Origin of the sequence: Arthrobacter livingstonensis, assembly GCF_003219815.1 — a bacterium.
Classification (GTDB): domain Bacteria; phylum Actinomycetota; class Actinomycetes; order Actinomycetales; family Micrococcaceae; genus Specibacter; species Specibacter livingstonensis.
Genome location: NZ_QJVD01000029.1, coordinates 22,104 through 46,153, shown reverse-complemented (window position 1 = coordinate 46,153; position 24,050 = coordinate 22,104). Strand labels below are relative to the sequence as shown.

Sequence of the window (24,050 nt, the reverse complement as noted above, 5' to 3'; positions counted from 1 at the left end):
TGTCACCGATGTGATGAGACATCGAGTGTCACCACTGTCCTGAGGCAGAACTGTCACCGATGTGCCGAGACATCACAAAATTAACAGGGTTCCAGCAAGGAAAAACCCCGGAAACTCAACAAACACCCAAACCCGTCACCCGACCGTGTCCGGAGTCCTGAGCCCTGCGACGCGAAGGAAGTTGGGACGGTCCGAGGGATTTTCGGCGCTTCGGGCAATGGCTTGCCCAATGAATTTTTGGTCAAACATGATCGGTCTCCAGACGTTGGGAGGTGACTAGGTGTCTAGGTGTCTATGTGACGAGGGGAGACCGTGACCCAAACGTTACACCCCGCAGGGCGTGGCGGGGAAGGAGAAGATGCGACATTTTATGGCCGATCGGAGGGCCAAATCCTGTCGGTCACAGCGCCGAGTCGCTCGGGCTCGGAGAAACCGCGGAATCTCGCCAGTATTTGTGTCCGGATGTCGAAAGAGATGAGCACCAGCTGCCCGCTATTTCGCCGAAGACACGCCTTAAACGTGGCCAACTTTTCGTTGGAAAAGATGAGTAAAAGATGAGTTGCGGCCATATTGGCCCTTGCTGCCTCTGGCCTGGGGGACATAACCGCAGGTCAGGGCCATATTGTGCCCCGGGTCGGACTCGAACCGACGGCCAAGAGAATCTCACCATCTGGATTTTGATGGGTGCGGTTACTTGCCATAATGCGCGTGTTTCCGCGGTATTTTGTTGGTTCCGAAGACTGTGGCATTTCGTGCATTGCCTCAGTTCTTGGTTGAAAAGGGGAGTGGGTCGTACGGTCCCATTGACGTCATCTGGATTCGAGTACGAATTCGGCAAAAAAATAGGTTCATTCGGGATTCATCCTTGGACGGTGTTTGACGCCGTGCATGTCTAACATTTTACGCCTGGTCCCAGATGACCAACGTGGTGGACTGTGCGCCCCGGGGTAGAGGCGCTGCTGGTTGGCCGGTGAATGGTGTCCGGCCAATTGACGGCTATCAGATTGGCGGCTAAGGGAGGATTGGGAATGACGGGTTCGGTGCTTCGTATGGGGAACCTTATGGGAAATCCGGACCCTACCTCCCGGACGGCATCGCCCATGACATGTGCAAATGGACAATCTGGAGCAAAAGGGTCTGACGGGGCTGAGGGACCGGCTGCGCTGCAGTCGGTCCCTCGCCGTCAAAGACGGTTAGTGGACCGTGTGTGCCGCCTGTGTGATTACCTGCGCAACCTGAAGCGGTTTGGAGAGTAGGGATAGGTGCGAGGCGTTGACCTTCGTTACCTGCCCGCCAGCGGCAGCCGCCATCTGAAGCTGGGTCGTCTGGGGGATCACCTTGTCTGCGGTTCCGACTACAAACCAGCTGGGTATGGCGGCCCAAGCGGGGGTGCCGGATGACTCGAGGTTTGCGCCGACAGCCAAGGGACGTTGAGCCGGCGAGAGTATGTTCCGGACAGCCCTGGGAAGATCCTGTGCGAAGGCGCTATTGAACGTGGACGGCTTGAGGTAGAGGTCTCCGTCTCCGGCGGGGGAGTTGGGATCGGCCACGACGTTGAACACGGTCGTTGGGTCGGGGACGTTGAGGGCGGATGTGGATCCACCGATGATTTGTCCCAATGTTTGTCCTTGCGCGGGAGCGAAGGCGTCAACGTAGACGAGCGCCTTGACGGTAGGGGTGGACGTTGCGGCGTTGGTGATCACTGCCCCGCCGTAGGAGTGTCCCACGAGGACTACCGGGCCGGTCGTTGCCTGTTGGATGAACGCTGAGATGGACGCCGCGTCGCTGCTGAGCCCGCGTAGGGGGTTCGGCGGGACAAGTACGCTGTAGCCATGGGCTTGGAGGATCGCCGACACGGGTGCCCAGCTTGACCCGTCGGCCCAAGCCCCGTGCACCAAAACGATGGTTGGCTTCACTTGTGAGGAGGTGGCCGACTGTGTGGGTGCCGTTGTCGGCGCTTGGGCCGTGGCTGGCTGGATTGGCAGCAGGGCCAACAGTGCCAACCCTATGGCGGCGAGGGCGGTCAAGCCCTTTTTGAAAATCATTCTTCTTGCGGGGATTGTTCGCATCTACTTGTCTTTCTTCCGGGGTGGTGCATTGTCTGGTGTCTTTTTTGCCATGGCCATGATCCGGTGGTTTCCAGCTCGAGGGAGAAGCTGGGGAATGTGCGGATGAAGACGATTCCCCCGAGCACTAACACGCTGTTGAGTGTGGGGGTTTCCGCGACGGTGCGGATAATGTCGGCTGTGACGAGCATTTCGAGGCCGAGCAGGATGGAACGGCCTAGTTGTTGCCGGTATCGGCGGTAAGTGTCGGGTCCCTGCCGTCGAAGGTGAAGACCTGCCCCGATGGTGGCGAGCAGGAGCCCCGCGACGATGATCGCGCCTCCTACCATGTCGATGGTTTTGCCGACGAGTTCGATTGTTCCGCCGAACGTCACCGTGGTCGCCGTTGCTTTGACGAATCTATTAGGGGCGCCAGTAGTTGTTGGCTGCGGCGATGGTCTGAAACTCGATTGCGATCACCTGGCTGACGGCGATGAGGCTGTCGGGACTCGTTGAGTAGTTCGGCCGGCCGCCTTTGAGAATGCCGAGGTCGGGTTGGATATTGTGGATGCTGTGTCTGGCCATAGTGATGGCGAGGGCGCGGCCCTCTTCTGAAGTTGCTGTGATGAGCGTTCCTCCGGGCACGAGCACCAGTTCGGAATCGGGAACTCTGTTCATTGTTTTCTCCTTGTACATTTTGGTTGGCGTCTCCCCAGCTCGTGTGTGTGCCGAGGTGGATTCAGCCGGGTTCGACTTCCCTGACGATGAGAATCGTTTTCCCCGGTGATCTGTGGGTTCCGCGTCCGCTTTCGAATGCGGTTTTGCCCTGATCCAGCGGGAATGTCGCAGCGAGAACGACACGGAGGTCGCCGCGATCAGCGAGGTCGGCGATGCGGTTCAATTCTGAGATGTCAGGCGAGACGATAAAGAATGTTGCGGCGATGGCGGCACGGTCTGCCAGTTTCGTGTCGGGTGGACCCTGTAGCGTCACGAGGTGCCCGCCTTCGACCGCGACGTCGTAAGACCGCTGCAGCACGTCTCCGCCGATGGTGTCGATCACAACGTCAAACCTTGGGCCTCCGGCGACGAAGTCGACCTCATCGGTATCGATAACCTCATCGACCCCCAACGCTTCAGCGAGAGCGATCCCGTCCGCGCGGACAGTCGTCGTCACTATGGCGCCGGCCGACTTAGCCAGCTGAACTGCAAAGATACCGACCCCGCCGGCACCGCCCTGGACCAGCACACGGTCGTTAGCTTCAACGGCTGCAACGTCGAAGAGCGCCTGCCAAGCCGTCAGAGCTGCGAGAGGAAGAGCAGCTGTTTCTGCGTGGGTGAGGCTTGCTGGTTTTCGCGCGAGATCTGCTGCTGGCACGGCGACGTAGCCGGCCGCAGCGCCCTGAAGCTCGAATCGGATTAGCCCGAAGACTTCATCACCGACGACGAAACCATCCACGTCGCTGGCCATGGCGGAAACTACACCTGAGAACTCGTGCGCGGGTATGGCGGGCATATGCCCCCATGTCTCGTCCCAGCTCAGCTCAGCAAAAGTGATCGCGGCTGCGTGTACTTCGACCAGCACCTCACCTGCCGTGAGGGTGGGAATGGGTACCGTGTCCAACATCAGTTGCTCGGGGCCGCCGCGGTGGTGTGCCCGGAGTGCCTTCATTGTTTCGTCCATGATGACTGCCTCCTACCTGCATCAGGGTAGAGACGAAGTCCCTGCTTGCGCCCCAGTCGATTGACTGCAACAGGGCTATTGAGTTCTCTTGTGCAGGTTCAGTCGTCCGACTGAAGCCAGGCGATCTGCCTCGCGTATATGGTCTGATCTAGGGCGCCGCCGGTGCTCCTGCTAGTCCCACTTCAATCTGATGGGCAAGTGAAATGAGTAAGAAGATTCCCGTCGTCTTCATCCACGGACTCTGGCTGGCTGCTGGTTCGTGGCAACCTTGGATCGAGTTGTTCGAAGCACGAGGGTATGATCCTGTCGCACCCACCTGGCCCGGTGAAGGCGCCGATGTCCTCACATCCAGGGCGAACCCCGAGGAGGCTGCCGGGTACGGCATCGAGGCTGTCACGGCCCACTTCGCCGATTTCATCGGCGGCCTTCCATCGCAACCAATTATCATTGGACATTCGTTTGGCGGCATGGTGGCGGAAAAGCTGCTGGGCATTAACCTTGGCCGCGCCGCAGTCGCCATCGATGCCGCACAGATCAAGGGTGTCCTGCCGTTACCTCTGTCCTCGTTGAAGTCAACCCTTCCAGTATTCAAGAACTTCGCCAACGAGAACCGGGCCGTATCTCTCACCATGGATCAGTTTCGGTACAGCTTCGGAAACGCTGTATCTCCAGAAGAGTCCGATGCGCTCTTTGAAAAGTGGACGATCCCATCCCCAGGCAAGCCGCTGTTCGAAGCCGCAAGTGCCAACTTCTCGGCACACTCCCCAGCCAAAGTCGACACCAGGAATGAAGATCGGGGACCGTTGCTGCTGATCATGGGCGGGAAGGATCACACAGTGCCGGAGTCCATCACAAAAGCGACGTTCAAGCTCTACCGGAAATCAACCGCGGTGACCGAGCTGGTGGAGTTCGGCGACAGGGGGCATTCGCTCACGATCGACAGTGGTTGGCGCGAGGTAGCAGACTCGGTGCTGAGCTGGGTCGAAGAGCGCGTCATCGCGCCCTCGGCTGCTGCCTGAGCCATGATCACATGGCGGACCGCAGGACTGTTGCCAGCTGAGCACGGTTCGAGATGCCAAGTTTCGGGAAGATTCTATAAAGGTGCGAGCCGACTGTGCGATGTGACAAGAAGAGTCGCTCTCCGATCTCCCGATTCGACAAACCACTCGATGCCAGGTGGGCAACCTCCAGCTCCTGCGGGGACAGCGACTCCCAGGAATGAGTTTCGGCCGGTGCGGACTCGGTGCCAGTTGCTCTCAGCTCGCTGCGGGCTTTTTCCGACCAAGGACGCATCGTCAGTGCGTCTGCGAGATCTCTCGCTTCCCGAAGCCTGTCCCGCGCTTCTGGAATTCGCCGTTGCCGGCGCAACCATGCGCCGTGCTCGATAAGGAGGCGTACGCGATATAGCGGCCAGTCGCGCACAATTCCGGTCAAGGCGTCGCGGAATGCTTTGTCGACGGTGTCGGGAACTTCGGCAAGAAAGGGTGCTGCGTACAACTCGGCCATTTTCTGCCACGGTGTTGTGGACACGTTTGGTGCGCGAATGAAGAGTCGCCGCACGTCATCGACGCGTCCAAGGTGTGCAGCGGCCTCGGCTAGATCGCCCAGACACCATCCAGACTGGATGGGGTGGTGCGAAGGGTCAAGGGGATCGAACGATCGGCGCAGCGCGGTGAACGCCTCGTCATATCGGCTCTGTGCGATGTAGTTGACTCCTTTGGTGAGCTGGATGCCGGTGAGGACGTTGTTTGCACCGGAGGCCATTGCTCCCCGTTCGGACTCTTCGATCATTGCGTCTGCAGCTGCGTGGTCGCCACGAACAGCCGAGATGAATGCTGCACCGATGAGGGTTCCCGTTGCCCAACGAGGGTAACCCAGTTCGGTTGCCAGACGAGTTCCTTCTTCAGTGGCTCGCAAGGCTTCCGGCCAGTCCGCAAGGGCGATCTCCACCCACGCGTGAGTTGGTTGAAGATTGGCGATTGCGCGCAGCTGTCCTCGCTCACGGTACGTGTCAATCATCCGTCGTTGCACCCGTGCTATTGCAGGTTGGGCGTCGACATTGGGTGGCAGTCTCGTCAGCAATTCGGCGTTCTCGCTGAACTCCTCATTGTTGAGTGCGAGCATTGCGTGGGCGATGTCGTCGCCGTAGGCGGCCCGGTCGGTCGCCGCCAACACCACGAGACCGCGGATGTCCCCTTCTGGGAGTCTGGCGACAATATTTTCGGCGAGGGCGGAGAGATGGCTTCGTGTGTCGTGTCCGCCTGCGTCCAGATTTTCTTCGATGGTTAGGTGAAGCGATATCGCCAGTTCGGTCTCGCCGGCTACAAGGAGCCGGCCAGCATCCGCGACGAGGTCCTGCAGCTCTTGAGGTGCGGCCGTGTGCCGGTCCGCGTTGAGTCGCACGAGAGCCCACCTTGCGCGTTCGACATTGTTCACAGCATTCATGTCCACGCTCTTCAGGGACTCGAGTGCCGTGACGACCAGACCGGCTCGCAGCGAGGACTCCGCCAAGCGTATCGTCCGTCGTGCCCGCAAGATGGGATCGACACTGAGCCGAACTGCGGCCGACCAGGCCTGCACGGTGGTGATCGCGCTTCCGCGGCGCTCCATGCGCTCTGCAGTTTGCTCCATCCGAGATGCGAGCGACTCGTCCGGGTCCGTTGCGTTCGCCGCTTCATGCCATACCGCGCGTTCAGGGTCGGTGGTGAACGCCATGGCGAGAACTGAATGACTTTTTCTCCTCGCTTCATCGTCAGACTCCGACACGATCGCAGCTCGAATAAGCGGATGACGAAAGCTGAACTGAGTGCCTTTCACGTCGATGGTGCGCCTGTTCGAGAGCTCGCTCAAAGCAGCCTGAAAGGCCTCCGCATCAAGCCCGAGTGTGGCAGCAACGGCGCGCAAGTCGCGCACAGCGTCCGAGTCGTCAAGGGCAGCAGCCAGAAGCAAGTCACCAGTTAAAGCCGTGACTCCACGCAGCCGGGCGATGAACGCGGAGCGCAGCCGAGCAGCGAGAGGTGCGCCCCCGCCGTCGTGATTCGGTGGCAGCTCAAGAAGCGCCAATGGATTTCCTCCAGAAGAGATACGCACCCTCGCCTGCTCGATGTTACTTAGATCCGGTCGATCCAACCTGAGCAGGTCAAGAGCATGCGTATCGGACAGCGGTTCGATTTCGATGACGTCGAACCCGGCTTTCAACACCGCAGACTCATGGCCGATCCGGACCGCAAACAACACCGCCGCCGGATCGTGATCGAGGCGGCGAGCCGCAAATGCCAGCACGCGCGCAGTGGACTCATCCAGCCACTGAGCATCATCCACAATGAGCAAGAGGCCCACCTCCGGTGCTACATCGGTCAGTGCCTCCAGCAATGCCACCCCCACCGCAAAAGCGTCGGGCGTCTCGCCTTCGGCCAGTCCCACCGCCCGCTCAAGTACGTCCCTGGGCCGAGCGCGCATGGAGTCTAGGCGCCTCGGCAAGGCGTGCAGGATCTGTTGTAACGCCGCATACGGCAGCGGCGACTCCAACTCGGTAGCAGTTACCTTTACAACTCGGCATCCGGATGCAACAGCGTGCTCCGCCGTGGCATTGACGAGTGCCGTTTTTCCGATCCCAGCCTCGCCCACGACGACAAGAACCTGTCCTCTTGCGGGTAGCTGCTCGACAAGCCGCCGGGCGCGCAGCAACTCCAGATTGCGACCCACCAATGGAGCCACGTTTCCCCCACCCTTCTTTCCCTGGGTGCAGCTAGACGAGGAGCCCAGCCAATAGACTGGAGCTGTTCCTGCGCCTGAGCACGACTCTATTCCTCGGGGCTCTCAATTTCTAGATTTCTTACCATCAATTCACGGGTGCCATGGTGACAGTGATTCCCAGCCTTCTCGTGCCCCTGTCGATCCAAGAGTCATCCCACTTTCTGTGGGAAACGACCGCAACGTCGCCGGAAATATGCGGGGGTTCGCACCAAGAGTGAAGGAGGCCAGATGCTGAACCAGGGTGAGCATCGCGAAGGTTGGGTCCTTCAGCGGTGCAATGAAATCCAGTGAGTCGCTGCGACCTCGGCCGGGAAGCTTTGGAGTCAGTGAGTAGTAGCGGTTGTAGAAGCGCCCGTGGTGTGCGCAGACGTTGCGTGCGACTTTCAAGGCGCGCAACCACGATTTCAGTTGTGCAGCATTGAGCCCGAAATGCTGGGCCACGTCATCGCGCACGTTCAATGGGTCAAAGCTGAAAAGGTAGGAGAGGCCGCCCCAGTCGAGGACGTCGACGGCAACCCATACGGGGATGACGCTGTTGCGGTTGTTCCTATGGTGAATGATGAACTCTTCACGTGAGTCTGCCACTTGGCGGTCAAGCTTGGCGGGCCATTTTGGATAGTCCTGGGAACGGTCGATCGAGAGGAGTTCCTGCTTGCGATCAATCAACGGGTCAACGGATCAACTGCACCCAGTGAATACCCCTTCAAGGCGCGAAGATAATTTTCCACATGCTGTAGTACCGCAAAGGTGGATAAGCGGATCCGGTTGTCGAACTCCCACAGTGCCTGAACTTGAGCAAGCGACGTTCCCGGGCGAAACTGACCGGTTCGCGAGCCGTCGCGTGCCTCCAGCTGCTGAGGGTGTAGAAGTCGGCTCGTTGCAGAAGAGCCAGTGCTGACTTTTAGTCCGCGATGTGCATCCCTCGCCGCCTGAGGGGGTCCAGCTGTTCTGGATATGCTTTGTGCGGTTTCGGATCCATCGACTTGGTCTCATCGTCAGTGAAACGTAAAGACGGCACTGGACCCCTGGGGGCGGAACCGGTCGTGTTGACACCGATTCACCACAGTCGCCGCACTGAGCCGGTGGTCCCAAGACCTGAACAATCAGTAGTCGCATAGATCATGACGGGGAATCCCTGTAGCACCGCCCTCCGGGCTCAAGATCATCGTCAGTACCGCCCTGAAATCAGGCCGTTCGTCGGTTCGAATCCGACAGGGGGCCGGGAGTGTGCCGCTGACCTGGGGCTTTGCTTTGGGGGAGTGGCACCGGGGGGGCATTCCAACCCAACTCATTAAAAAACCATTAGATTGATCCACTGTCCGCATCGGGCCCGGTCCGATCAGGGGCGCCCTTTGCCTCTGGCCCGAAGCCGGGAGTAGGGGCTTTTTGATTGCCGCACAGATTGGCGTGCAGTAAAGAGGGAGTGGGTGAATACGACGATGCCATTGTCGAAGCCCCTGCCAGTGCGGGGATGGATTCCCAGCCCGATGGCCGCGCCTTGGAATTTCAACGCCGACCCGACTTGCTTTGTGAATGCTTGTGGCTCAGGCGTGCCACAGCTCCGGCTTGGTCCGGCCTGTGGGGATGCCCAGGGTGCTGGTCGGTTCGCCGGTCTGCAACCCACGGCTTTGCAGTCTGCCCAGCTGGTCGTGAAGTCACAGCCATGGCTTCCCGTATTCCCCTGCAGGGCTGCTCCACCAAAGAAATCCAGCCCGATCCGTAGGGAAAGCGGACTGATCATGAAGCATCCGGATTGGCACGGTCATGCCATTTTCTTGCCCATCGCCATGATCGGCGAAGGCAAAAGCGGAGGCCCCAAACGGTAGTGCGCATCTAAATGGGTAGAGGGATGCCAGCGCTGAAGGTTCAAACGGAGGATCAGCCTTGACTATTTGATTTCCACCAAAATAAGGGCTGGAGGTCCCTCGGCCTTCAGGGAAGGCGGGCTATTCGCGCGAGGCTGCGGGCTGGGCCCATGGCTCGTCCGTAAGGGAGATTTCCTGGGTCATGTCGTCCAGGAAGCGGATGACCACATCGCGCTCCGCGGCGCTGAGACGTGCTGCAGCATGGAACCGCTTGGACTGCTGGCGGCCAACGGTTTCCATGGCTGCTTGGCGGGTTTTGGGCGTGATGGAAATGGCCAGGGCGCGCCGGTCGCTGGGATGCGGCTGGCGGATGATGTGGCCTGCGTTTTCCAGCCGGTCCAGCAGCTTGGTGGTGGACGCCGTCGAGATCTTCAGGTGGCTGGCAATGGCCCCGGGAGTTGCCACTGCCTCGGTGTTGGCGGTGACGATCAAGAAGTGAAGTGCCCGCATGTCCGTTTGATTCAGTTTCATGTATTTCAGTGAAGCATCTGAAAGCTGCTGTTCCGCGTTGCGCAGCCTTCCCAGCGCTGCCATCAGTTCCCCGATGTGCGCAACGTCAGCGCCGGCCATTGCGGAACGGTCGACCAGTTGGCTCTTGGGGTCGGCGGCGTTCACGTCATAGATGTTGGTGGGCAACGGTGCGGGGGTTGCCTCGATACGTGCCATAAAGACAATTCTATCCTGAAACCAATATAAAGAACCACAGATGTTGCACGCTGAGTTATTTGCTAGCTAAACTAGGGTAAAATTTGGCTCTCACGGGAGATGAACTCATGACCAGAACAACGCAGTCCGCCGCGGGTGCAATTGATCGCGGCAGGGCCCCGCCCAGACGGCGAAGTGGCTGAGGATCCTGGTGCCCGCGCTGATCATCATCGTCTAGTTCGCCGGTGGTTCGATCGGTGGACCGTATTTTGGCAGGGTCAGTGAAGTTTCCTCCAATGATCAAACCACCTACCTGCCGTCCTCGTCCGACGCCACCCAGGTGCAAAGGCTCTTGGGCGAGTTCCGTGACTCCGATGAAATCCCCGCAGTCGTCGTGTTTTCCAGCGATGCTGCACTGGGCAAAACTGAAATTGCCGCAGTGTCCAGGGGGATCGCAAAACTGCCTGAGATACCCGGTGTGGGAGCCGGCGTGTCCCCGGGCATTCCCTCCGAAGACGGCCGGGCTGTGCAGGCGTTCGTGCCGATCCAATCCGATACAGACATTGGGTCGGCGGTAACCGCCATTGGCACGTCCCTGCGGGCCGCCATTCCGGGGGGGTGTCTCGGTTCATGTCACCGGCCCTGCCGGGTTCACGGCAGATCTCATCGAAGGCTTTTCCGGAATCGACGGGGTACTCCTGGGTGTGGCCCTCCTGGCCGTCTTCATCATCCTGATCCTTGTCTACCGCTCCCTGCTACTCTCCGTGGCTGTGCTCGCCACAAGCCTCTTTGCCCTGTGTGTTGCGCTGCTAGGCGTGTGGTGGCTGGCGAAAGCCGGAATCCTGATGTTGAGCGGGCAAACACAGGGCATCTTGTTTATTCTGGTGATCGGTGCTGCCACGGACTATTCCTTGCTCTACGTGTCCCGTTACCGTGAAGAACTGCGAGTCAGCAAGGACAAATGGGCTGCCAGCATGCAGGCAATCCGCAAATCTGCCGAACCCATTGCGGCCTCCGGCGGAACCGTCATCGCGGGCCTGCTGTGCCTGTTGTTCAGCGACCTGAAATCCAACAGTTCCCTCGGACCTGTTGCCGCGATCGGGATCGTTTTCGCCATGCTCTCGGCACTGACCCTCCTGCCTGCGTTGTTGTTTGTCTTTGATCGGAACGCTCTGGCCGCGGCGGCCAAGATTTGAGCCGGAGGTCGTGGCCGCCGAACACGGCGTGCATGCCACCGGAATCTGGGCAAAACTCGCCCGGACAATCAAACGCCGCCCGAGATTGATTTGGATGGTGACCACGGCTGTCCTGCTGTTGGGGGCTTTCGGCGCCACCGCGCTCAACGCCACCGGTGTGCCGCAGTCGGACCTGGTGTTGGGTTCCTCAGAAGCCCGCGACGGCCAAGCCATACTCGGTGAACATTTCCCCGGCGGCACCGGCAGCCCCGTACTGGTGGTGGTCCCGACGTCGAAACTCCAAGAGGCCGCAAATGTGATGCTGGCACAGGACGGCATTGAATCGGTTTCCGTGATTTCTGCCAGGGCCCCCGGTGGCGCCGCCACCGTTACAAATCAGGGGCTCCAGTCGATGGGCGCACCCGGCGCCGCTGTTCCCGAACCCACGGTGGTCAGCGGAGACGTCATGCTCCAAGGCACGCTGGGAGCCGCCGCTGATTCGGACGCTGCAGCCGGCGTCGTGCGTGAAGTCAGGACGAGCCTGTCCAGCACGGTTCCCGATGCCCTGGTTGGTGGGGTCACGGCTACCGCAATCGACACCAATGATGCCTCGATCCACGACCGCAACCTCATCATCCCCGTGGTTCTTATGGTGATTCTACTCATTCTCATGATGCTGTTGCGGTCGGTCCTGGCCCCGGTGCTGCTGGTCTTGACCACGGTGCCCTCCTTTGGCACGGCGCTGGGGGTTGCGGCCTTCTTCTTCAACCAGGTCTTCCATTTCCCCGGCGCCGACCCGGCCGTTCCGCTCTACGGTTTCATCTTCCTGGTGGCGCTGGGGATTGACTACAACATCTTCCTCATGACCCGTGTACGGGAGGAGTCCGTCAAACATGGCACGCGTGAGGGTATCATTCGGGGTCTGGTAATCACCGGTGGCGTGATCACCTCGGCCGGGCTGGTCCTGGCCGCCACCTTCTCCGCACTTGGTGTCATTTCGATCCTGTTCCTGGCGCAGATCGCGTTCATTGTCGCCTTCGGTGTGCTGCTGGACACCTTCATCGTGCGCTCATTGCTGGTTCCCGCGCTCACCCACGACATCGGAAAAGCCATCTGGTGGCCATCCAAACTGTCCCGGGCAGCAGCTACCGAAGGCGCCGACTTGGCAACATCCGCCCGCCACCGCAGCTAGCGTGCCCTTGACCGAACCGGCGAAGCCCTTCAAGGCTGGTGGGCGTCGCCGGTTCTCGCACTGTGCCTCATGTGCTCGTAAGCGGCCAGTGCAGCAGCCCGTGATTCTTTCAAATCCACCACAGGCTCCTGGTTCAGCAGCGGTCCAAACCGGGCCCGGTAGCGGCCCTGGGCATCAAATTTCTTGGCTTGCAGGACCGGATTGAAAACCCTGAAATACGGTGCAGCGTCGGCGCCGCAACCCGCCACCCACTGCCAGTTCGCCGGATTCGAGGCCGGGTCCGCGTCCACCAGGGTGTCCCAGAACCAGGCCTCGCCGGCCCTCCAATGGATGCCAAGATTCTTCACCAGCAAGCTGGCGGTCACCATGCGCACCCTGTTGTGCATCCATCCGGTCTCCCAGAGCTCCCGCATGCCGGCATCAACCAGCGGAAATCCGGTTTCCCCCCGGCACCAGGCTTCATGGAGTGCATTGATCTGTCCCTGGACAGCGTCACTTGGCACGGTAGGGGGCTTCGCTGCAGGCCGGCCGCTGGCGGGTGTGGGAAGCAGCCCGGTGGGCCATGCCCAATCAAATTCGTTGAATTCCGTGCGCAGGTTCACCCTGCCCAGATCCGGCCGGTGGTAGAGCTGGTTCCAGCAAAAGTCCCGCCACGCCAATTGCCGCATCATGGCCCGGGCGCCTTCGGCGGCTTCCGGATGCGTTGCCGCCACTGCGCCCAACGCTTCCCACACCTGGACCGGGCTAAGATGCCCCCAACGCAATGCCGGTGACAGCCGGGACGTACCATCGATTCCGGGGCGGTCGCGTCCGAGCAGGTAGTCGGCGGCCACGTCCTGAAGAACCACGCCGAGGCGCTCATGCGCCGCAGCCTCGCCGGGAGTCCACGCCGCAGCCAGACCGGCGGACCAATCCGGACGGCTGGGCAGCAGCCCCCAACTATCCAGCTCCTCGCCGGCCGGCATCTCCGGTGCCCTTGCCTGTTGAGCGTTTGAGGGGGCCGGCAGTGCCGGGCGCAGCGGGATTAGCTGCGCGGCATTATGGAAGGGTGTGAACACCTTGTAGGGGCGTTGCTCTTGGGTTTGCACGGTCCAAGGCTCGTGCAGCAGGGTGGCGGAAAAGCTGGAGACTGTGGCGCCCTGTCCGCGGAGGAGCTCCATCAGGGAAGCGTCGACGGCCCGTTCCCCGCCACCATAACGACGGTTCCAATACACCGAAAGGTCTTCGGGGTTCAGGCCAAAGTGCTGACGGAGCGCCTCTGTTGCTTCAGGAATTTTAAGCAGTGCCGTTCCTTGGTGCAACACCAGCGGCACACCCAGTTCCGAAAGTTGGGCGCGCAGTTCCCGCAGGCCATGGTGCAGCCACCATCGTGCTGCGGATCCCAAGGGCCGGATATTCTCAGACACTTCGTCGTGGACATATACGGCGATGGTGAGTGTGCCGCCGTCGTTTCCTTCCAGGGCAGCAAAAAGTGCGGGGTTGTCGGCAATGCGCAGATCATCGCGGAACCATGCAATATGCACGGCCCGCACAGCCGGATTCGTCATGGCAGCTGAGTTCCTTAAAGTGTTGTCCCCATGGGACTCATCGTGTGAGGGAATACCAAATCAAGAGCATCGTGACAAAGAAACCCGTCACGTAATTTAACCAGAGAAAACGCACCCATCCCGTGTGCGCGCGGCCGGATTCAGGATCGTGCAGAGCCAGGAACGGCAGAACATTGAGCAGATACGGCACTGCCAGCAACGCCGCCAAAGGTCCGGGCCAGTCGGTGAACAACAACAGTATGCCAGCCAGCAGGTAGGACAGCGCTGCCAAGGCCACCGTCCGGCGGGAGCCAAGCACGGTGCCGATGGAACCCAGGGCTGCGGCACGGTCCGGGATAATGTCCTGCACGGCACCGAATGCGTGTGATGCCATGCCCCACAGGAAGAAGGCGGCCGTGATCGCCACCAACTGGGCATCGAGGTGAGCCCCTGCCAACACCAGCCCATAGGCCATGGGGGAAACAAAATGCGTGCTTGAGGTCAAAGAGTCAAGGAAGGGACGCTCCTTGAAACGCAGGTGCGGGGCACTGTAGGCCACAAGTGCGGCCATGGACAGCAGCAGGACCAGATTGGCCTGGAACGAGCCAACACGCAACAGGACGGCAAGGAAGGGCAGGAGGGCCAGGACGCACAGAAGCAGGATCCTTTGGTGTTTGCCGCGGTCCAGCAGCGCGCCCTCGGCACCACCCTTTCGGGGGTTGAGCAGATCGGATTCGTAGTCAAAAACGTCGTTGATTCCGTACATGGCCAGGTTGTAGGGAATGAGAAAGAAAACCGTTCCCAGGACGAAAATCCAGTCCACGGTTCCTGTGCTCAGCAGATATGCGGCCGCAAATGGATAGGCGGTATTGACCCAGGAAACAGGGCGGGAGGTCAGAAGGAGTTCACGCAGCATGGCCTATTGTCCCGCCCCGTTGGTGCTGGTCACCGACGGTTCCCGCACGGACGCGGCCGGGGGACGTCCGCCGGCAAGCCACCACAGCGCCGGGGCAAAAAGCACTACACTGACCGGGTAGCTGAAGTCCTCGATCGGTGCCAGCCCCAACCGCGGGCCCAGCCGTGTTTGCCGGCCATAGTCGAACAGTCCCGATCCGATCATTACATTGTCAAAGACTGCGGTCAGCACCAAGAGCACAGCCAGGGAGAATCCAAGTGCCGGAAGAACGCTGCGCATGCTGATTCGCCTAACACGCAGGGCGAGGAGCAGCAGCAGGGCCGATCCGGCCATGAAATAGAGCGAGAGCAATCCGTAACTCACATCGTCTCCTTGGCATCGGCGGTGGTCGGACCGAGCTTTTTCGCCTGCCGGGACGAACGCCAGCGCAGGGAGCCTGTCACGAGAACCATGGTTTGGTAGCAGAGGAAGAAGAGGAAGAACGCTTCTTCCAGTGGCAGCTGTTCAGCGAGCATGACGCGGGTCATGAGGGGGGATTCACGATGCAAAAAGATGCCCTGATGAATCGCAATGACATCCCAGAGCAGGAAGATGCCGGTGCCAGCCAGCAGTGTCACGAGTGCCGGCACAGGTCGAGAGAAGAGGAACAACCGGTATCTGGCGTCGAGCGTGGCGATGCAGATGATCACGACGATCAGAATCAACAGGTACGTCATTGTCCTGCCTGTCTCGGCAACGGTGCCGGTTCAGCGCTGTCGAAGGCAAACGGTCCTGGTGTCCTGATCCCGTTGATGCGTTTTGCAACGAGCTCAGCGCTGATCAGGCACATCGGGATCCCAATCCCTGGTCGAACCGAACTGCCAACATAGTGCAAGCCACGGACCTTGGGGTTGTGGTTGGCGGGTCGGAAGAATGCACTTTGTCTCAGCGTGTGGGCCAGTCCCAGCGCGCCGCCACGCCAGGCGTTGACATTGTTGACAAAATCTTCCGGACCATAGCTTTGCCTCACCACGATGCGTTCCCGCAAGTCCGGGATGCCCGCCCATGCAGCGATTTGGTCAATGGCGGCATTTGCCACGTCTTCCACATGGGGGCTTCCCGTGCCGTCCGGTCCGCCGCAGCCCCATTCGGGCAGGGCAGGTGCCGGGACGAGGATGAAAAGGTTCTCGTCTCCCTGTGGGGCCACGGAAGAGTCGGTATGGCTGGGCATGCAGACGTAGATGCTGGTTTCTGGTTCGAGATCTCTTCCCTCATGGACGCGGGCGAAATTTTCCTCCCAGTCACGGGTGAAGAATAAATTGTGGTGATTGAGTTGCGGGAGCTTTCCCTTGACACCCAAACACACCAGCACGGCACTGGGGCCCGGGTCGCGGCGTTTCCATGACACTGCTGAATGGGCACGGAATTTCGGTGGCAGGAGGGCAGTCTCGATGTGGTGCAGATCGGCGGCGCCGACGACGACGTCGGCCTTCACCTCATGGCGCTTTGTCCCCGTTGTCGCAGTGTTCACCCACCTCACCGCTTCAACCCGCGGCGTACCAGTCGTCGCGCCGACATCGATGCCCTCCACACGCGCATCCGTAATGATCTCCACACCAGCTGCCTGGCAGATCTGCACCATGGCATCGACGAGTTGTGCGAATCCGCCCTGGGGGTACTGGACTCCCTCGGTGAGATCCAGATGGCTCATCAAATGATAAAGGGCCGGGGTCCGTTGCGGGCTGGAACCCAGGAAAACTGCCGGATAGCCCAGGATTTGGCGCAGCCGCGGGTCGCTAAAGCGTTTGGCCACATGCTTTTCCAGCGAGCCGACCAGCAGTGGCGCGAGTTTCGGCAGCAGCTTGACGAGTTGGGGGTTGAGGAACGTTTTAGCCGAGGAGAAATCGTCGTAGAGGAAGTGCCGCAGGGCAAGGCTGTAACTTTCCTGGGCTTTCCGCCGGTATTCCGCCAGCGCGGCACCGGCCCCGGGCTGTAACGACTCGAAGGCGGCGTCCGCGAACCCACCCGTTGATAGATCCAGCGAACTGCCATCTTTTCCAAACCAGATCCGGTATCCGGGGTCAAGCGCCACCAGATCCAAGGCGTGATCCGTGGTGGTTCCCATCAGCTCGAACCAGTGGTCAATGACTTCCGGCATGAGATACCAGGATGGGCCGGTATCAAAAGTGAATCCCTCCCGCTCCAGGCGGCCCGCTCGGCCGCCAAGGCGCTTCTGCTGTTCCAACAAGGTGACCTGGTGCCCCGATGCCGCCAAGAGTCCGGCCGTGGCCAGTCCGGAAAAGCCTCCCCCGATGACCACCACGTGTTGGGTATCGAATGCTTGCTGGGCGTTCCTATTTCTTTTTTTCACTCGTGGCTCTCGTCGTTCTGTGGCCGGGGTCATCGGTGCTGCCGCTTGAAAGAATTTGACAGCAGGGCTTGCAGTGCGATCGCCGCTTTGCGCCCCGACGGCACCGATACCCGGTGGAGGAGAAGATTCGCGGCGCCGGTGCGTTCCAACTGCGTGTTGAGTGCGGTAAATATCCCGTGGGCCAGGCTCACAGCCAAAGCCGCGCGGGGCGGCAGGTAGGGGATGCCACGGGCGGCGGCGTCGAGGTCATCACGAATCTCCTGGACCAGCTTATTCTTGTGTTCATCTGAAAATCCCGACGGATCCAGTCCCGGGAAATAGCAGCGGCCAAGTTCGCTGGTGTCGACGGCCAGATCGCGCAGGAAGTTGACCTTCTGGAAGGCCGCTCCGAGACGTCTTGCCGCGGATTCCACCTCGGCGTCATGGCCTGTGGGGGCGTCCGGCGTTGAACGGAATATGCGCAGGCACATCAGTCCCACCACCTCGGCGGAGCCGAAGATGTACTGATCGAGGGAGGCCTCATCATGGCTTGAAATGCTGAGGTCTTTGCGCATCGAGGTGAAGAAGGGACGGGTCAGGTCGGTGTCAATGCTGCTCTGCCTTGCCGTGCAGGCGAAGGCATGGACAATCATGTTGGTGCTGTAACCGCTCTGCATAGCTGCTTCCGTTTCGTCTTCCAGCCGGTCCAGGGCTTGGGCTGTAGCCTGGTCGCTGAGCCCGGCCTCGCGGGCAACGCCGTCGACGACTTCATCAACCAGGCGGACCAGGGCATAGACGTTCGCGATGTGCGTCTGTGATTGTTTATCAAGCATCCGGCAGGCCAGTGAAAATGAGGTTGAGTAATTGTTGATCACTACCCGGGCACTGCTGCTGGCCGTTGCAGAGTAGCGCTCCAAGGGTGTTGGGCCAGCTCCCGGTGCAGGCCTCGCCGCCGTCGATTTGGCTGAACTGTCCTGGCTCATTAACTACGCCCCCCTGTTCAAAATCAGTGCTGCAAAGTCTTTCAGCTGGGCCGAAACAGTCTTAGGCAAATCCAGTTGCCGGGCCGAATACAGCGCGCCCTCACAGAGTTCCTTGGCGAGCTGCCGTGCCAGCGATTCCGCGTCGGCAGCGGCCAAGGCTGAACGCAGCGAAGTGGGCGTGGCGGTGCGTGTGCGCAGGAGTTTCAAGTTTTCGCCAAATTCGGGCTGTTCGGCAGCCAGTGCCGTCAAGATGGTGCTTTTTCCTTCACGAAGGTCGGAGTCAACCGACTTTCCTGTCTTGCTGGGATCACCAAAGGTGCCCAGCACATCATCAATAAGTTGATAGGCGACGCCGAGTTGGCCGCCAATGTCCGCCAGCGCGGCTGCTTCCGCTGGACTTGCACCGGCCAACAAGGCTCCAGTCTGCAGGGGGAACCTGAAGGAGTACGACGCTGTTTTGAGTTCCTCCATGCGCAGGACGTCCTGCACTTTGGCGGGGGAATAATCCAACGAATACAGTAGGTCTTCCAGCTCTCCGGCGCCCGCATTGTGGATGGCCAACTGAAAGGACCGTTCAATGGCAGCGGCCTGCGCAAGTGGACTGCCGGCACGCAGGGCCAGTGAGATGGCTGCGGCGAGGAGCAGGTCCCCGGCAATAATTGCTGCAGAGTGCCCGGCATGTTCTGCGTCGGGCACGGTTTGCCCCGCGGCCAGGGCATCGTTGCGGTACTGTGCGGAGAGGGTGGGGCGTCCCCGGCGTGTAAAGTCCCGGTCGATGACATCATCATGCATCAGCAACGAGGTATGCAGCAGTTCAAAGGCGCAGCCCAGGAGGACGATCCGGTTCCCGGCGGTCTGCTCCCGCGGGTGGTCGGGCCGGAGTTGGGGTCCAAAGGCGTCGTGTCCGAGCTTGACCAGCCGCGGCCGGGTAAGCTTCCCGCCTTCCAGTGAAGTGAAGATACGGTCCCATAGGACTGCCGTCGCGGGTGAATAGGCCGCGGCATCTTTTTTGTAGCCGTCCACTATCTGAGAGATTTCATGGCGTACTGACGCGTCAAATCTTGAGCCGTCGGCAGTGCTGAGTCCTGTTGCCGGCTGTGCAGTTGTCCAGGTCGACAACGTCATGATCGTGCTCCCCGTTTCGCTGGAGTGTTCGGAGGGAGGGAGTCGATCCCGGCGTGGATCGATTGGAGTACATCTTCCCGAAATGCCATAACCGCTTGTTGTTCCTCCGGTGCCGTGTTGTTCAGTCGTTCATTTGAATCCATAAAGAGTGGACGCACCGCCGCTACCACCAGCTCCACAGTCTCCGGGCCGGCATGAATCAGCACGCTGCACCGGTCCGTGGGGTTCGGCTTGCGCACTACCTGCCCACGTGCGCTCAACCTGTCAATAAGTGCCGTGGACGCAGCAGAGGTGATGCCCAACTTTGCCGCCAAGTCACTCGGGGCTAGCGCCTTTCCAAAGGCCAGATGCTGCAGTGCATTGAAATCGGTTTCGTTAATCTGCAGTTCAGGGCAGATTGAATGCGTGAGTGAGTCGTTGAAGGGCAGGACCTCCTGCGACAACCGGGCTGCGGAACGCCCGCCACAGGTTTGATCGAAAGTACGTCCTGTCATTTTTACCTCGAGGGGTTGATTGCTCGCTTATCTAGATACATTATGGGTTATGTGACTCACACTTGTCGAATAACGCAGGTTCTGTATTGGAAAGTCTTCAACAGTCAAGGGAATTAGTGATGCGAACAACATACTCAGCGTCATTGACCGCCCGGATCCTCTGTGCTCTCGCGGTCTTGCTTGCCACGCTGGGAGCCTTCTACGGCAGCGGAGCGCTGGGTGGAACCCCCATTGCCGACGCCGCAGGCGGGCGTCTGGGTGCTGACTCAACATTGCTGGCACCGGGAACCGGAGCCTTTTCCATCTGGAGCTTCATCTACACCGCCTTGCTGGTTTACGCGGCATGGCAGTTGACTGCCAAAGCCGGTGAAAGCCAGTCCCAGCGAAAGATGCGCCCTTGGGCGGCGGCCTCGGCTGTCATGAACGCGCTGTGGATTGGCGCAGTTCAACTCGGATGGCTTGGGCTCAGTGTGTTGGTCATTGTACTTCTGCTGGGGTTGCTGGTCAGGATCTTCCTGCTCATGATGCCCGCTGCGGAATCTGCGCCGGAGCGCTGGATCACCGCACTTGCCTTTGGCCCCTATCTGGGCTGGGTCAGTGTTGCTACGGTGGCAAACATTGCAGCATGGCTGTCCTCGCTTGGTGTCGGAGACGGCGCAGCGTGGGCCACCCCGCTCGCAGTGGCACTGGTCGTTGTTGCAGCGCTTATTGCCGCCGGCACAGTGCACTTCTCCGGTGGGCGCATAGCTGCCGCGCTGGCCATGGCGTGGGGCATTGCGTGGATTGGTGTTGGCCGCAGCGATGGCGGGCTTGAATCGGTTCCAGTGTCCAGCACGGCCCTTTGTGCCGCCGCCTTGGTAATTATGTACGCGCTCATGGCAGCCACCAAACGCCGGATGAAGTTCAACCGGACATTGGAGAATGCCGCATGAGTGTCATTGCCGTCACCGGCGCAACCGGTTATATCGGAGGACGGCTTGTCCCCGTCCTACTGGAACAAGGCCACGATGTGCGGGTACTGACCCGCCGAAAAAATGCCTTGCGCGATGTGCCTTGGAGCAAGAACGTCCATATTGTCGCCGGCGATCTGGCTGATCCACAGGCGGTCCAGGAACTGTGCTCAGGTGCAGAAGTCCTTTACTATTTGGCGCATTCCATGGGGAGCACCAAAGACTTCGGGCCGGTCGAGGAACGGTGTGCGCAGGTGCTGGCGGCTGCTGCGCAGACCGAGGGGCTGCAGCGCCTGATTTATTTATCGGGGCTGCATCCTGATGGAGAGCTGAGCACGCACCTCACTTCCAGGGTCAAGGTTGGTGAGATTCTCGAGTCCAGCGCCATCCCCACCCTTACCTTGCAAGCTGGACTGATCATCGGCTCCGGCTCTGCCAGCTTCGAAATGGTCCGCCACCTCACGGATGTCCTGCCAGTGATGCCGGCCCCCCGCTGGGTCTTGAACCGGGTGCAGCCCATCGCCGTGCGCGATGCCCTGCACTATCTCAGTGCAGCTGCCTCGCTGCCACCAGAGGTCTCGGGCCGTTTCGATATTGGCGGCCCCGAGGCTCACAGCTATGCGGAGCTGATGCGGCGCTACGCCGATGCTGCAGGAATTCGTCGGCCAAAGATCCTGCCCCTGCCCGTGCTGACCCCTTGGCTGGCCGCCCAATGGGTCAACCTGGTCACGCCCATTCCGCGTTCTTTGGCGGTCCCCCTGGTCGAATCCCTCCAACACGATTGCGTGATGCGCAACCATGACATAGACGCCGTGATAGCCCGCCCCGCAAATGGCCTGACCGGGTACCTGCGGGCAGTGGAACTGGCATTGGCCAAGATGCGCGACGACACGGTGGAAACCACTTGGGTGACAGCACACGCCTTGGAATCACCGGCAGACCCACTGCCCACGGACCCGCAATGGGCTGGACACACTGTCTTCACCGATGTGCGTGAACGCGACACCCAAGCCCGCCCGGACAGCGTTTTTAAGGTCATTCAAGGAATCGGCGGGGAGACCGGATACTACTCACTGCCAGGCGCCTGGGCACTGCGGGGCATCATGGACAAGCTGGTGGGCGGGGTGGGGCTGCGCCGTGGGCGGCGCAGCCGCGAAAGCCTGGCCCTCGGGGACGCGGTCGACTGGTGGAGGGTTGAGGAAATAGTGCCCGGCCAACTTCTGCGACTGCGAGCAGAGATGCGTGCCCCAGGCCGGGCGTGGCTCGAACTCTCCGTTGCACCCACTGAATCGGGAAGCCGCTACACGCAGCGCGCCGTCTTTTTTCCCCATGGCATCGCCGGGCGCCTGTACTGGCTGGCCATCCTACCGTTTCACGGCCGGATCTTCTCTTCCATGTCCAAACGCATCACCAAAGCGGCCGAGGACATCGAGGGCAAGCACCAAGGCCGATAAAACGAAACGTCACGGCAGGTTCGCGGCAGGGCCGCCGAACGACGCTTTCATCATTCAGCGGCCCAATCCCCTTGTGTCCCGTGGGGGATGCCGGACGTTGCCTACGAGTCAGCGCCAACAGCCCAGGATGGGGACTCGGGTTTCTCTTGCCTACCCAGGCAACACGGGATTGGGCATGCTCCAGTGCCAGGGCCAACGGCCCTCCTTCAGTCACCGCTGGCGATTCAACGCTCTCGCCCGGTACTGGGCAGAGCGTTCCAATGCGGCGTCAACAAGACCGGCCACAAAGGAAGGATCTGTACCGACGGAGTCAGCGCGCAGGTAGGCCATGTCCAACCGGGCGGCGGTCTGTGCTGCCTCTGTGTCGAGATCGTACTTGACCTCCATGTGATCTGAGACGAAACCTGGCGGGACAACAATGACACCGTCAATGCCCTCGGCTTTGAGCTCTTGCATACGGTCGTTCACGTCTGGCTCCAGCCAAGGAACATGCGGTGGACCTAAGCGTGAACAATACACCAGCGCTGATTCCAGCTGCTGATCAAGGCCCAGTTTTCCATGGATCCAGGCGATCAGCCCGGTGTGTGGCTTGGCGGAGCCGGGCAGACCAAAGATCATTACCCGCAGGTTCGTTGATAAAAAGCTCTGGCCGTGGCCTTGGAAAAGCTGTCTGCTGCTCTGGTATCGATGTGAGGATCCGGCGGGAGCTGAAACTGCTTTGACGCAATGCGGCTTCCGGACAGTGGATTCCTGCCCTTACTGTAGCCACGCCGGGATCGATGCGGAACCCATCATCAATGGTGTTCCTTGTGCGCCCCGGGTGCCGCAAACCCCCGGGCCCGCCCGCATTTCTGCGACGGGTCCCTTGTTTGTGGGCGGCCCAATGGGCAGGGAGGCCACAAACCTCAAAAATCCCTTGCCGGGGCGGGGGTCTTGGTCTTTGCCCTGCCCCTGTCGTGACCGCCGCCATCCAGGCGCTTGCGACGTGCAACCATAAGGGCCACGCTGGGGCTTCAACACCATCCTGACAGCGAGTAGGGCATCACCGTTCATGGAAGTGCCGCGAAGGCAATGTGAAGTAGGGCAAGGGGCCATGATGCACACGTCTTTGCCGTTCAGGGCGTTGAACGGATTGGAGAATGCAGACAGTTTGGACACCGTCATTGCCTGCCTCAAAAAGGCGGTCAACCGCATGATTCATGCCCGCGCCGCAAAGGACCTGCTCCACGGCGTGCCCCCGGGGCATCCCCTGCACCCCCTCGCTGTTCAATTGTCCATTGGCGCCTGGACATCGGCCGTCATTCTTGACCCTGTGCCCGGCACCCAAACGGCATCGGAGGTCCTGATCGCCAGCGCCCTTCCGGCTGTTGTTTCGGGATGGACCGCCTGGGCGGAACTTCATCCCCAGCAGCAGCGCGTCGGGGTGGCCCACGCCGCGGCAAATGCAGCCGGCACCCTCCTTTTCGGGGTCTCCTGGGCGCTGCGGAGCAAGGGGCACCGCGGGCCGGGAGTTGTCGCGTCAGCGGCGGCGCTGGACACCATCGCCGTCGGCGGAACTCTGTGCGGCCACCTTGCCTGCCGGCTGGCGTCGGGAACAAATCATGCTGAAGAGGTCCCGCACCTCGTTGCCCCAGGCTGGCAAAGGCTCTGTGAGCTGGGCGGTATTCCGGTGAAAAAAATCGAAAAGCGTTCCCTGGGGGATGTCCCGTTCTTGGTGTGGCGTGCCGCGGATGGGTCCATCAATGTACTTTCCAACAAGTGCTCCCACCTGGCCGGCCCGATGAGCGAAGGCAAGGTCTATCATTCCAGTTCCAATCCGTGTGTGGAATGCCCATGGCACTACAGCAGGTTCTCAATGGCACCAAGAAGTGGTCCAGGGTCCGGCCACGACCCCGCAGGCTGCGTTTGAGACAC

General features: G+C 60.6%; 21 protein-coding genes and 1 pseudogene. 5 read left to right on the top strand and 17 right to left on the bottom strand.

What is annotated here, in order from left to right; translation table 11 throughout:
* Nucleotides 1-1,193: 1,193 nt before the first annotated feature.
* The 4 genes from CVV68_RS19410 to CVV68_RS19395 all read right to left on the bottom strand — a co-directional run bounded on the left by CVV68_RS19410 (nucleotide 1,194) and on the right by CVV68_RS19395 (nucleotide 3,726).
* On the bottom strand, nucleotides 1,194-2,045 hold the full coding sequence (locus CVV68_RS19410) for an alpha/beta fold hydrolase (protein ID WP_110502646.1): 852 nt from the start codon (nucleotides 2,043-2,045) through the stop codon (nucleotides 1,194-1,196).
* Entirely contained in the window at nucleotides 2,042-2,440 is a 399-nt protein-coding gene (locus CVV68_RS19405; protein WP_438502660.1) for a DUF1622 domain-containing protein, read from the bottom strand. The genes CVV68_RS19410 and CVV68_RS19405 overlap by 4 nt, the downstream gene beginning before the upstream one ends.
* Nucleotides 2,441-2,468: 28 nt before the next feature.
* Complete coding sequence (locus CVV68_RS19400) at nucleotides 2,469-2,723, bottom strand: hexameric tyrosine-coordinated heme protein (protein ID WP_245933665.1); 255 nt, start codon at nucleotides 2,721-2,723, stop codon at nucleotides 2,469-2,471.
* A gap of 61 nt (nucleotides 2,724-2,784) precedes the next feature.
* Nucleotides 2,785-3,726, bottom strand: a complete 942-nt coding sequence (locus CVV68_RS19395; protein WP_211320920.1) for an NADP-dependent oxidoreductase — start codon at nucleotides 3,724-3,726, stop codon at nucleotides 2,785-2,787.
* A 203-nt stretch (nucleotides 3,727-3,929) separates the two neighbouring features.
* On the opposite strand from CVV68_RS19395, the gene CVV68_RS19390 reads away from it, so the two are divergent.
* Nucleotides 3,930-4,745: an alpha/beta hydrolase gene (locus CVV68_RS19390; RefSeq protein ID WP_110502644.1), complete on the top strand. Its 816-nt coding sequence runs from the start codon at nucleotides 3,930-3,932 to the stop codon at nucleotides 4,743-4,745.
* 7 nt (nucleotides 4,746-4,752) lie between these two features.
* Here the strand turns inward: CVV68_RS19390 and CVV68_RS19385 are convergent, their stop codons facing one another.
* The 4 genes from CVV68_RS19385 to CVV68_RS19370 form a co-directional block, all read right to left on the bottom strand.
* Complete coding sequence (locus CVV68_RS19385) at nucleotides 4,753-7,443, bottom strand: AAA family ATPase (RefSeq protein ID WP_110502643.1); 2,691 nt, start codon at nucleotides 7,441-7,443, stop codon at nucleotides 4,753-4,755.
* Between the two features lie 129 nt (nucleotides 7,444-7,572).
* Nucleotides 7,573-8,148 (bottom strand): Abi family protein, encoded by a 576-nt coding sequence (locus CVV68_RS19380; protein WP_110502642.1) that lies wholly within the window; start codon nucleotides 8,146-8,148, stop codon nucleotides 7,573-7,575.
* Nucleotides 8,145-8,333, bottom strand: a complete 189-nt coding sequence (locus tag CVV68_RS24970) for an Abi family protein (protein WP_368773188.1) — start codon at nucleotides 8,331-8,333, stop codon at nucleotides 8,145-8,147. The genes CVV68_RS19380 and CVV68_RS24970 overlap by 4 nt, the downstream gene beginning before the upstream one ends.
* A 1,095-nt stretch (nucleotides 8,334-9,428) precedes the next feature.
* A complete protein-coding gene (locus tag CVV68_RS19370) occupies nucleotides 9,429-10,013 on the bottom strand; it encodes a MarR family winged helix-turn-helix transcriptional regulator (protein WP_110502641.1) in 585 nt (194 codons plus the stop codon).
* Between the two features lie 232 nt (nucleotides 10,014-10,245).
* On the opposite strand from CVV68_RS19370, the pseudogene CVV68_RS25105 reads away from it, so the two are divergent.
* Nucleotides 10,246-12,359, top strand: a pseudogene (locus CVV68_RS25105) (MMPL family transporter).
* A gap of 29 nt (nucleotides 12,360-12,388) precedes the next feature.
* On the opposite strand, the gene CVV68_RS19360 reads toward CVV68_RS25105, so the two are convergent.
* The 8 genes from CVV68_RS19360 to CVV68_RS19325 form a co-directional block, all read right to left on the bottom strand.
* A complete protein-coding gene (locus CVV68_RS19360) occupies nucleotides 12,389-13,906 on the bottom strand; it encodes a cryptochrome/photolyase family protein (RefSeq protein WP_110502640.1) in 1,518 nt (505 codons plus the stop codon).
* A gap of 37 nt (nucleotides 13,907-13,943) precedes the next feature.
* Nucleotides 13,944-14,801, bottom strand: a complete 858-nt coding sequence (locus tag CVV68_RS19355; RefSeq protein ID WP_110502639.1) for a prenyltransferase — start codon at nucleotides 14,799-14,801, stop codon at nucleotides 13,944-13,946.
* A gap of 3 nt (nucleotides 14,802-14,804) precedes the next feature.
* A complete protein-coding gene (locus tag CVV68_RS19350) occupies nucleotides 14,805-15,164 on the bottom strand; it encodes a lycopene cyclase domain-containing protein (RefSeq protein ID WP_110502638.1) in 360 nt (119 codons plus the stop codon).
* Nucleotides 15,161-15,517, bottom strand: coding sequence for a lycopene cyclase domain-containing protein (locus tag CVV68_RS19345; protein ID WP_110502637.1), 357 nt, complete (start codon nucleotides 15,515-15,517; stop codon nucleotides 15,161-15,163). Before CVV68_RS19345 ends, CVV68_RS19350 begins: the two co-directional genes overlap by 4 nt.
* Nucleotides 15,514-17,184, bottom strand: a complete 1,671-nt coding sequence (gene crtI, locus CVV68_RS19340; protein ID WP_110502636.1) for a phytoene desaturase family protein — start codon at nucleotides 17,182-17,184, stop codon at nucleotides 15,514-15,516. The genes CVV68_RS19345 and crtI overlap by 4 nt, the downstream gene beginning before the upstream one ends.
* Nucleotides 17,181-17,963: a phytoene/squalene synthase family protein gene (locus CVV68_RS19335; protein WP_245933664.1), complete on the bottom strand. Its 783-nt coding sequence runs from the start codon at nucleotides 17,961-17,963 to the stop codon at nucleotides 17,181-17,183. Before CVV68_RS19335 ends, crtI begins: the two co-directional genes overlap by 4 nt.
* A gap of 153 nt (nucleotides 17,964-18,116) precedes the next feature.
* Nucleotides 18,117-19,238: a polyprenyl synthetase family protein gene (locus CVV68_RS19330; RefSeq protein ID WP_110502634.1), complete on the bottom strand. Its 1,122-nt coding sequence runs from the start codon at nucleotides 19,236-19,238 to the stop codon at nucleotides 18,117-18,119.
* Complete coding sequence (locus CVV68_RS19325; RefSeq protein WP_110502633.1) at nucleotides 19,235-19,732, bottom strand: MarR family winged helix-turn-helix transcriptional regulator; 498 nt, start codon at nucleotides 19,730-19,732, stop codon at nucleotides 19,235-19,237. Before CVV68_RS19325 ends, CVV68_RS19330 begins: the two co-directional genes overlap by 4 nt.
* 119 nt (nucleotides 19,733-19,851) lie before the next feature.
* Between CVV68_RS19325 and CVV68_RS19320 the strand changes: the two genes are divergently transcribed.
* Nucleotides 19,852-20,664 (top strand): TspO-related membrane protein, encoded by an 813-nt coding sequence (locus CVV68_RS19320; RefSeq protein WP_110502632.1) that lies wholly within the window; start codon nucleotides 19,852-19,854, stop codon nucleotides 20,662-20,664.
* Nucleotides 20,661-22,136 carry an SDR family oxidoreductase gene (locus CVV68_RS19315; protein WP_110502631.1) on the top strand — a complete coding sequence of 492 codons (1,476 nt, stop codon included), beginning with the start codon at nucleotides 20,661-20,663 and terminating at the stop codon, nucleotides 22,134-22,136. Before CVV68_RS19320 ends, CVV68_RS19315 begins: the two co-directional genes overlap by 4 nt.
* 210 nt (nucleotides 22,137-22,346) lie before the next feature.
* Here CVV68_RS19315 and CVV68_RS19310 read toward each other — a convergent pair whose 3' ends face one another.
* Complete coding sequence (locus tag CVV68_RS19310) at nucleotides 22,347-22,754, bottom strand: ferrochelatase (RefSeq protein WP_110502630.1); 408 nt, start codon at nucleotides 22,752-22,754, stop codon at nucleotides 22,347-22,349.
* Between the two features lie 478 nt (nucleotides 22,755-23,232).
* Here CVV68_RS19310 and CVV68_RS19305 point away from each other — a divergent pair, with 478 nt between their 5' ends.
* A complete protein-coding gene (locus CVV68_RS19305; RefSeq protein WP_170133253.1) occupies nucleotides 23,233-24,045 on the top strand; it encodes a Rieske (2Fe-2S) protein in 813 nt (270 codons plus the stop codon).
* The last annotated feature ends 5 nt before the right edge of the window (nucleotides 24,046-24,050 follow it).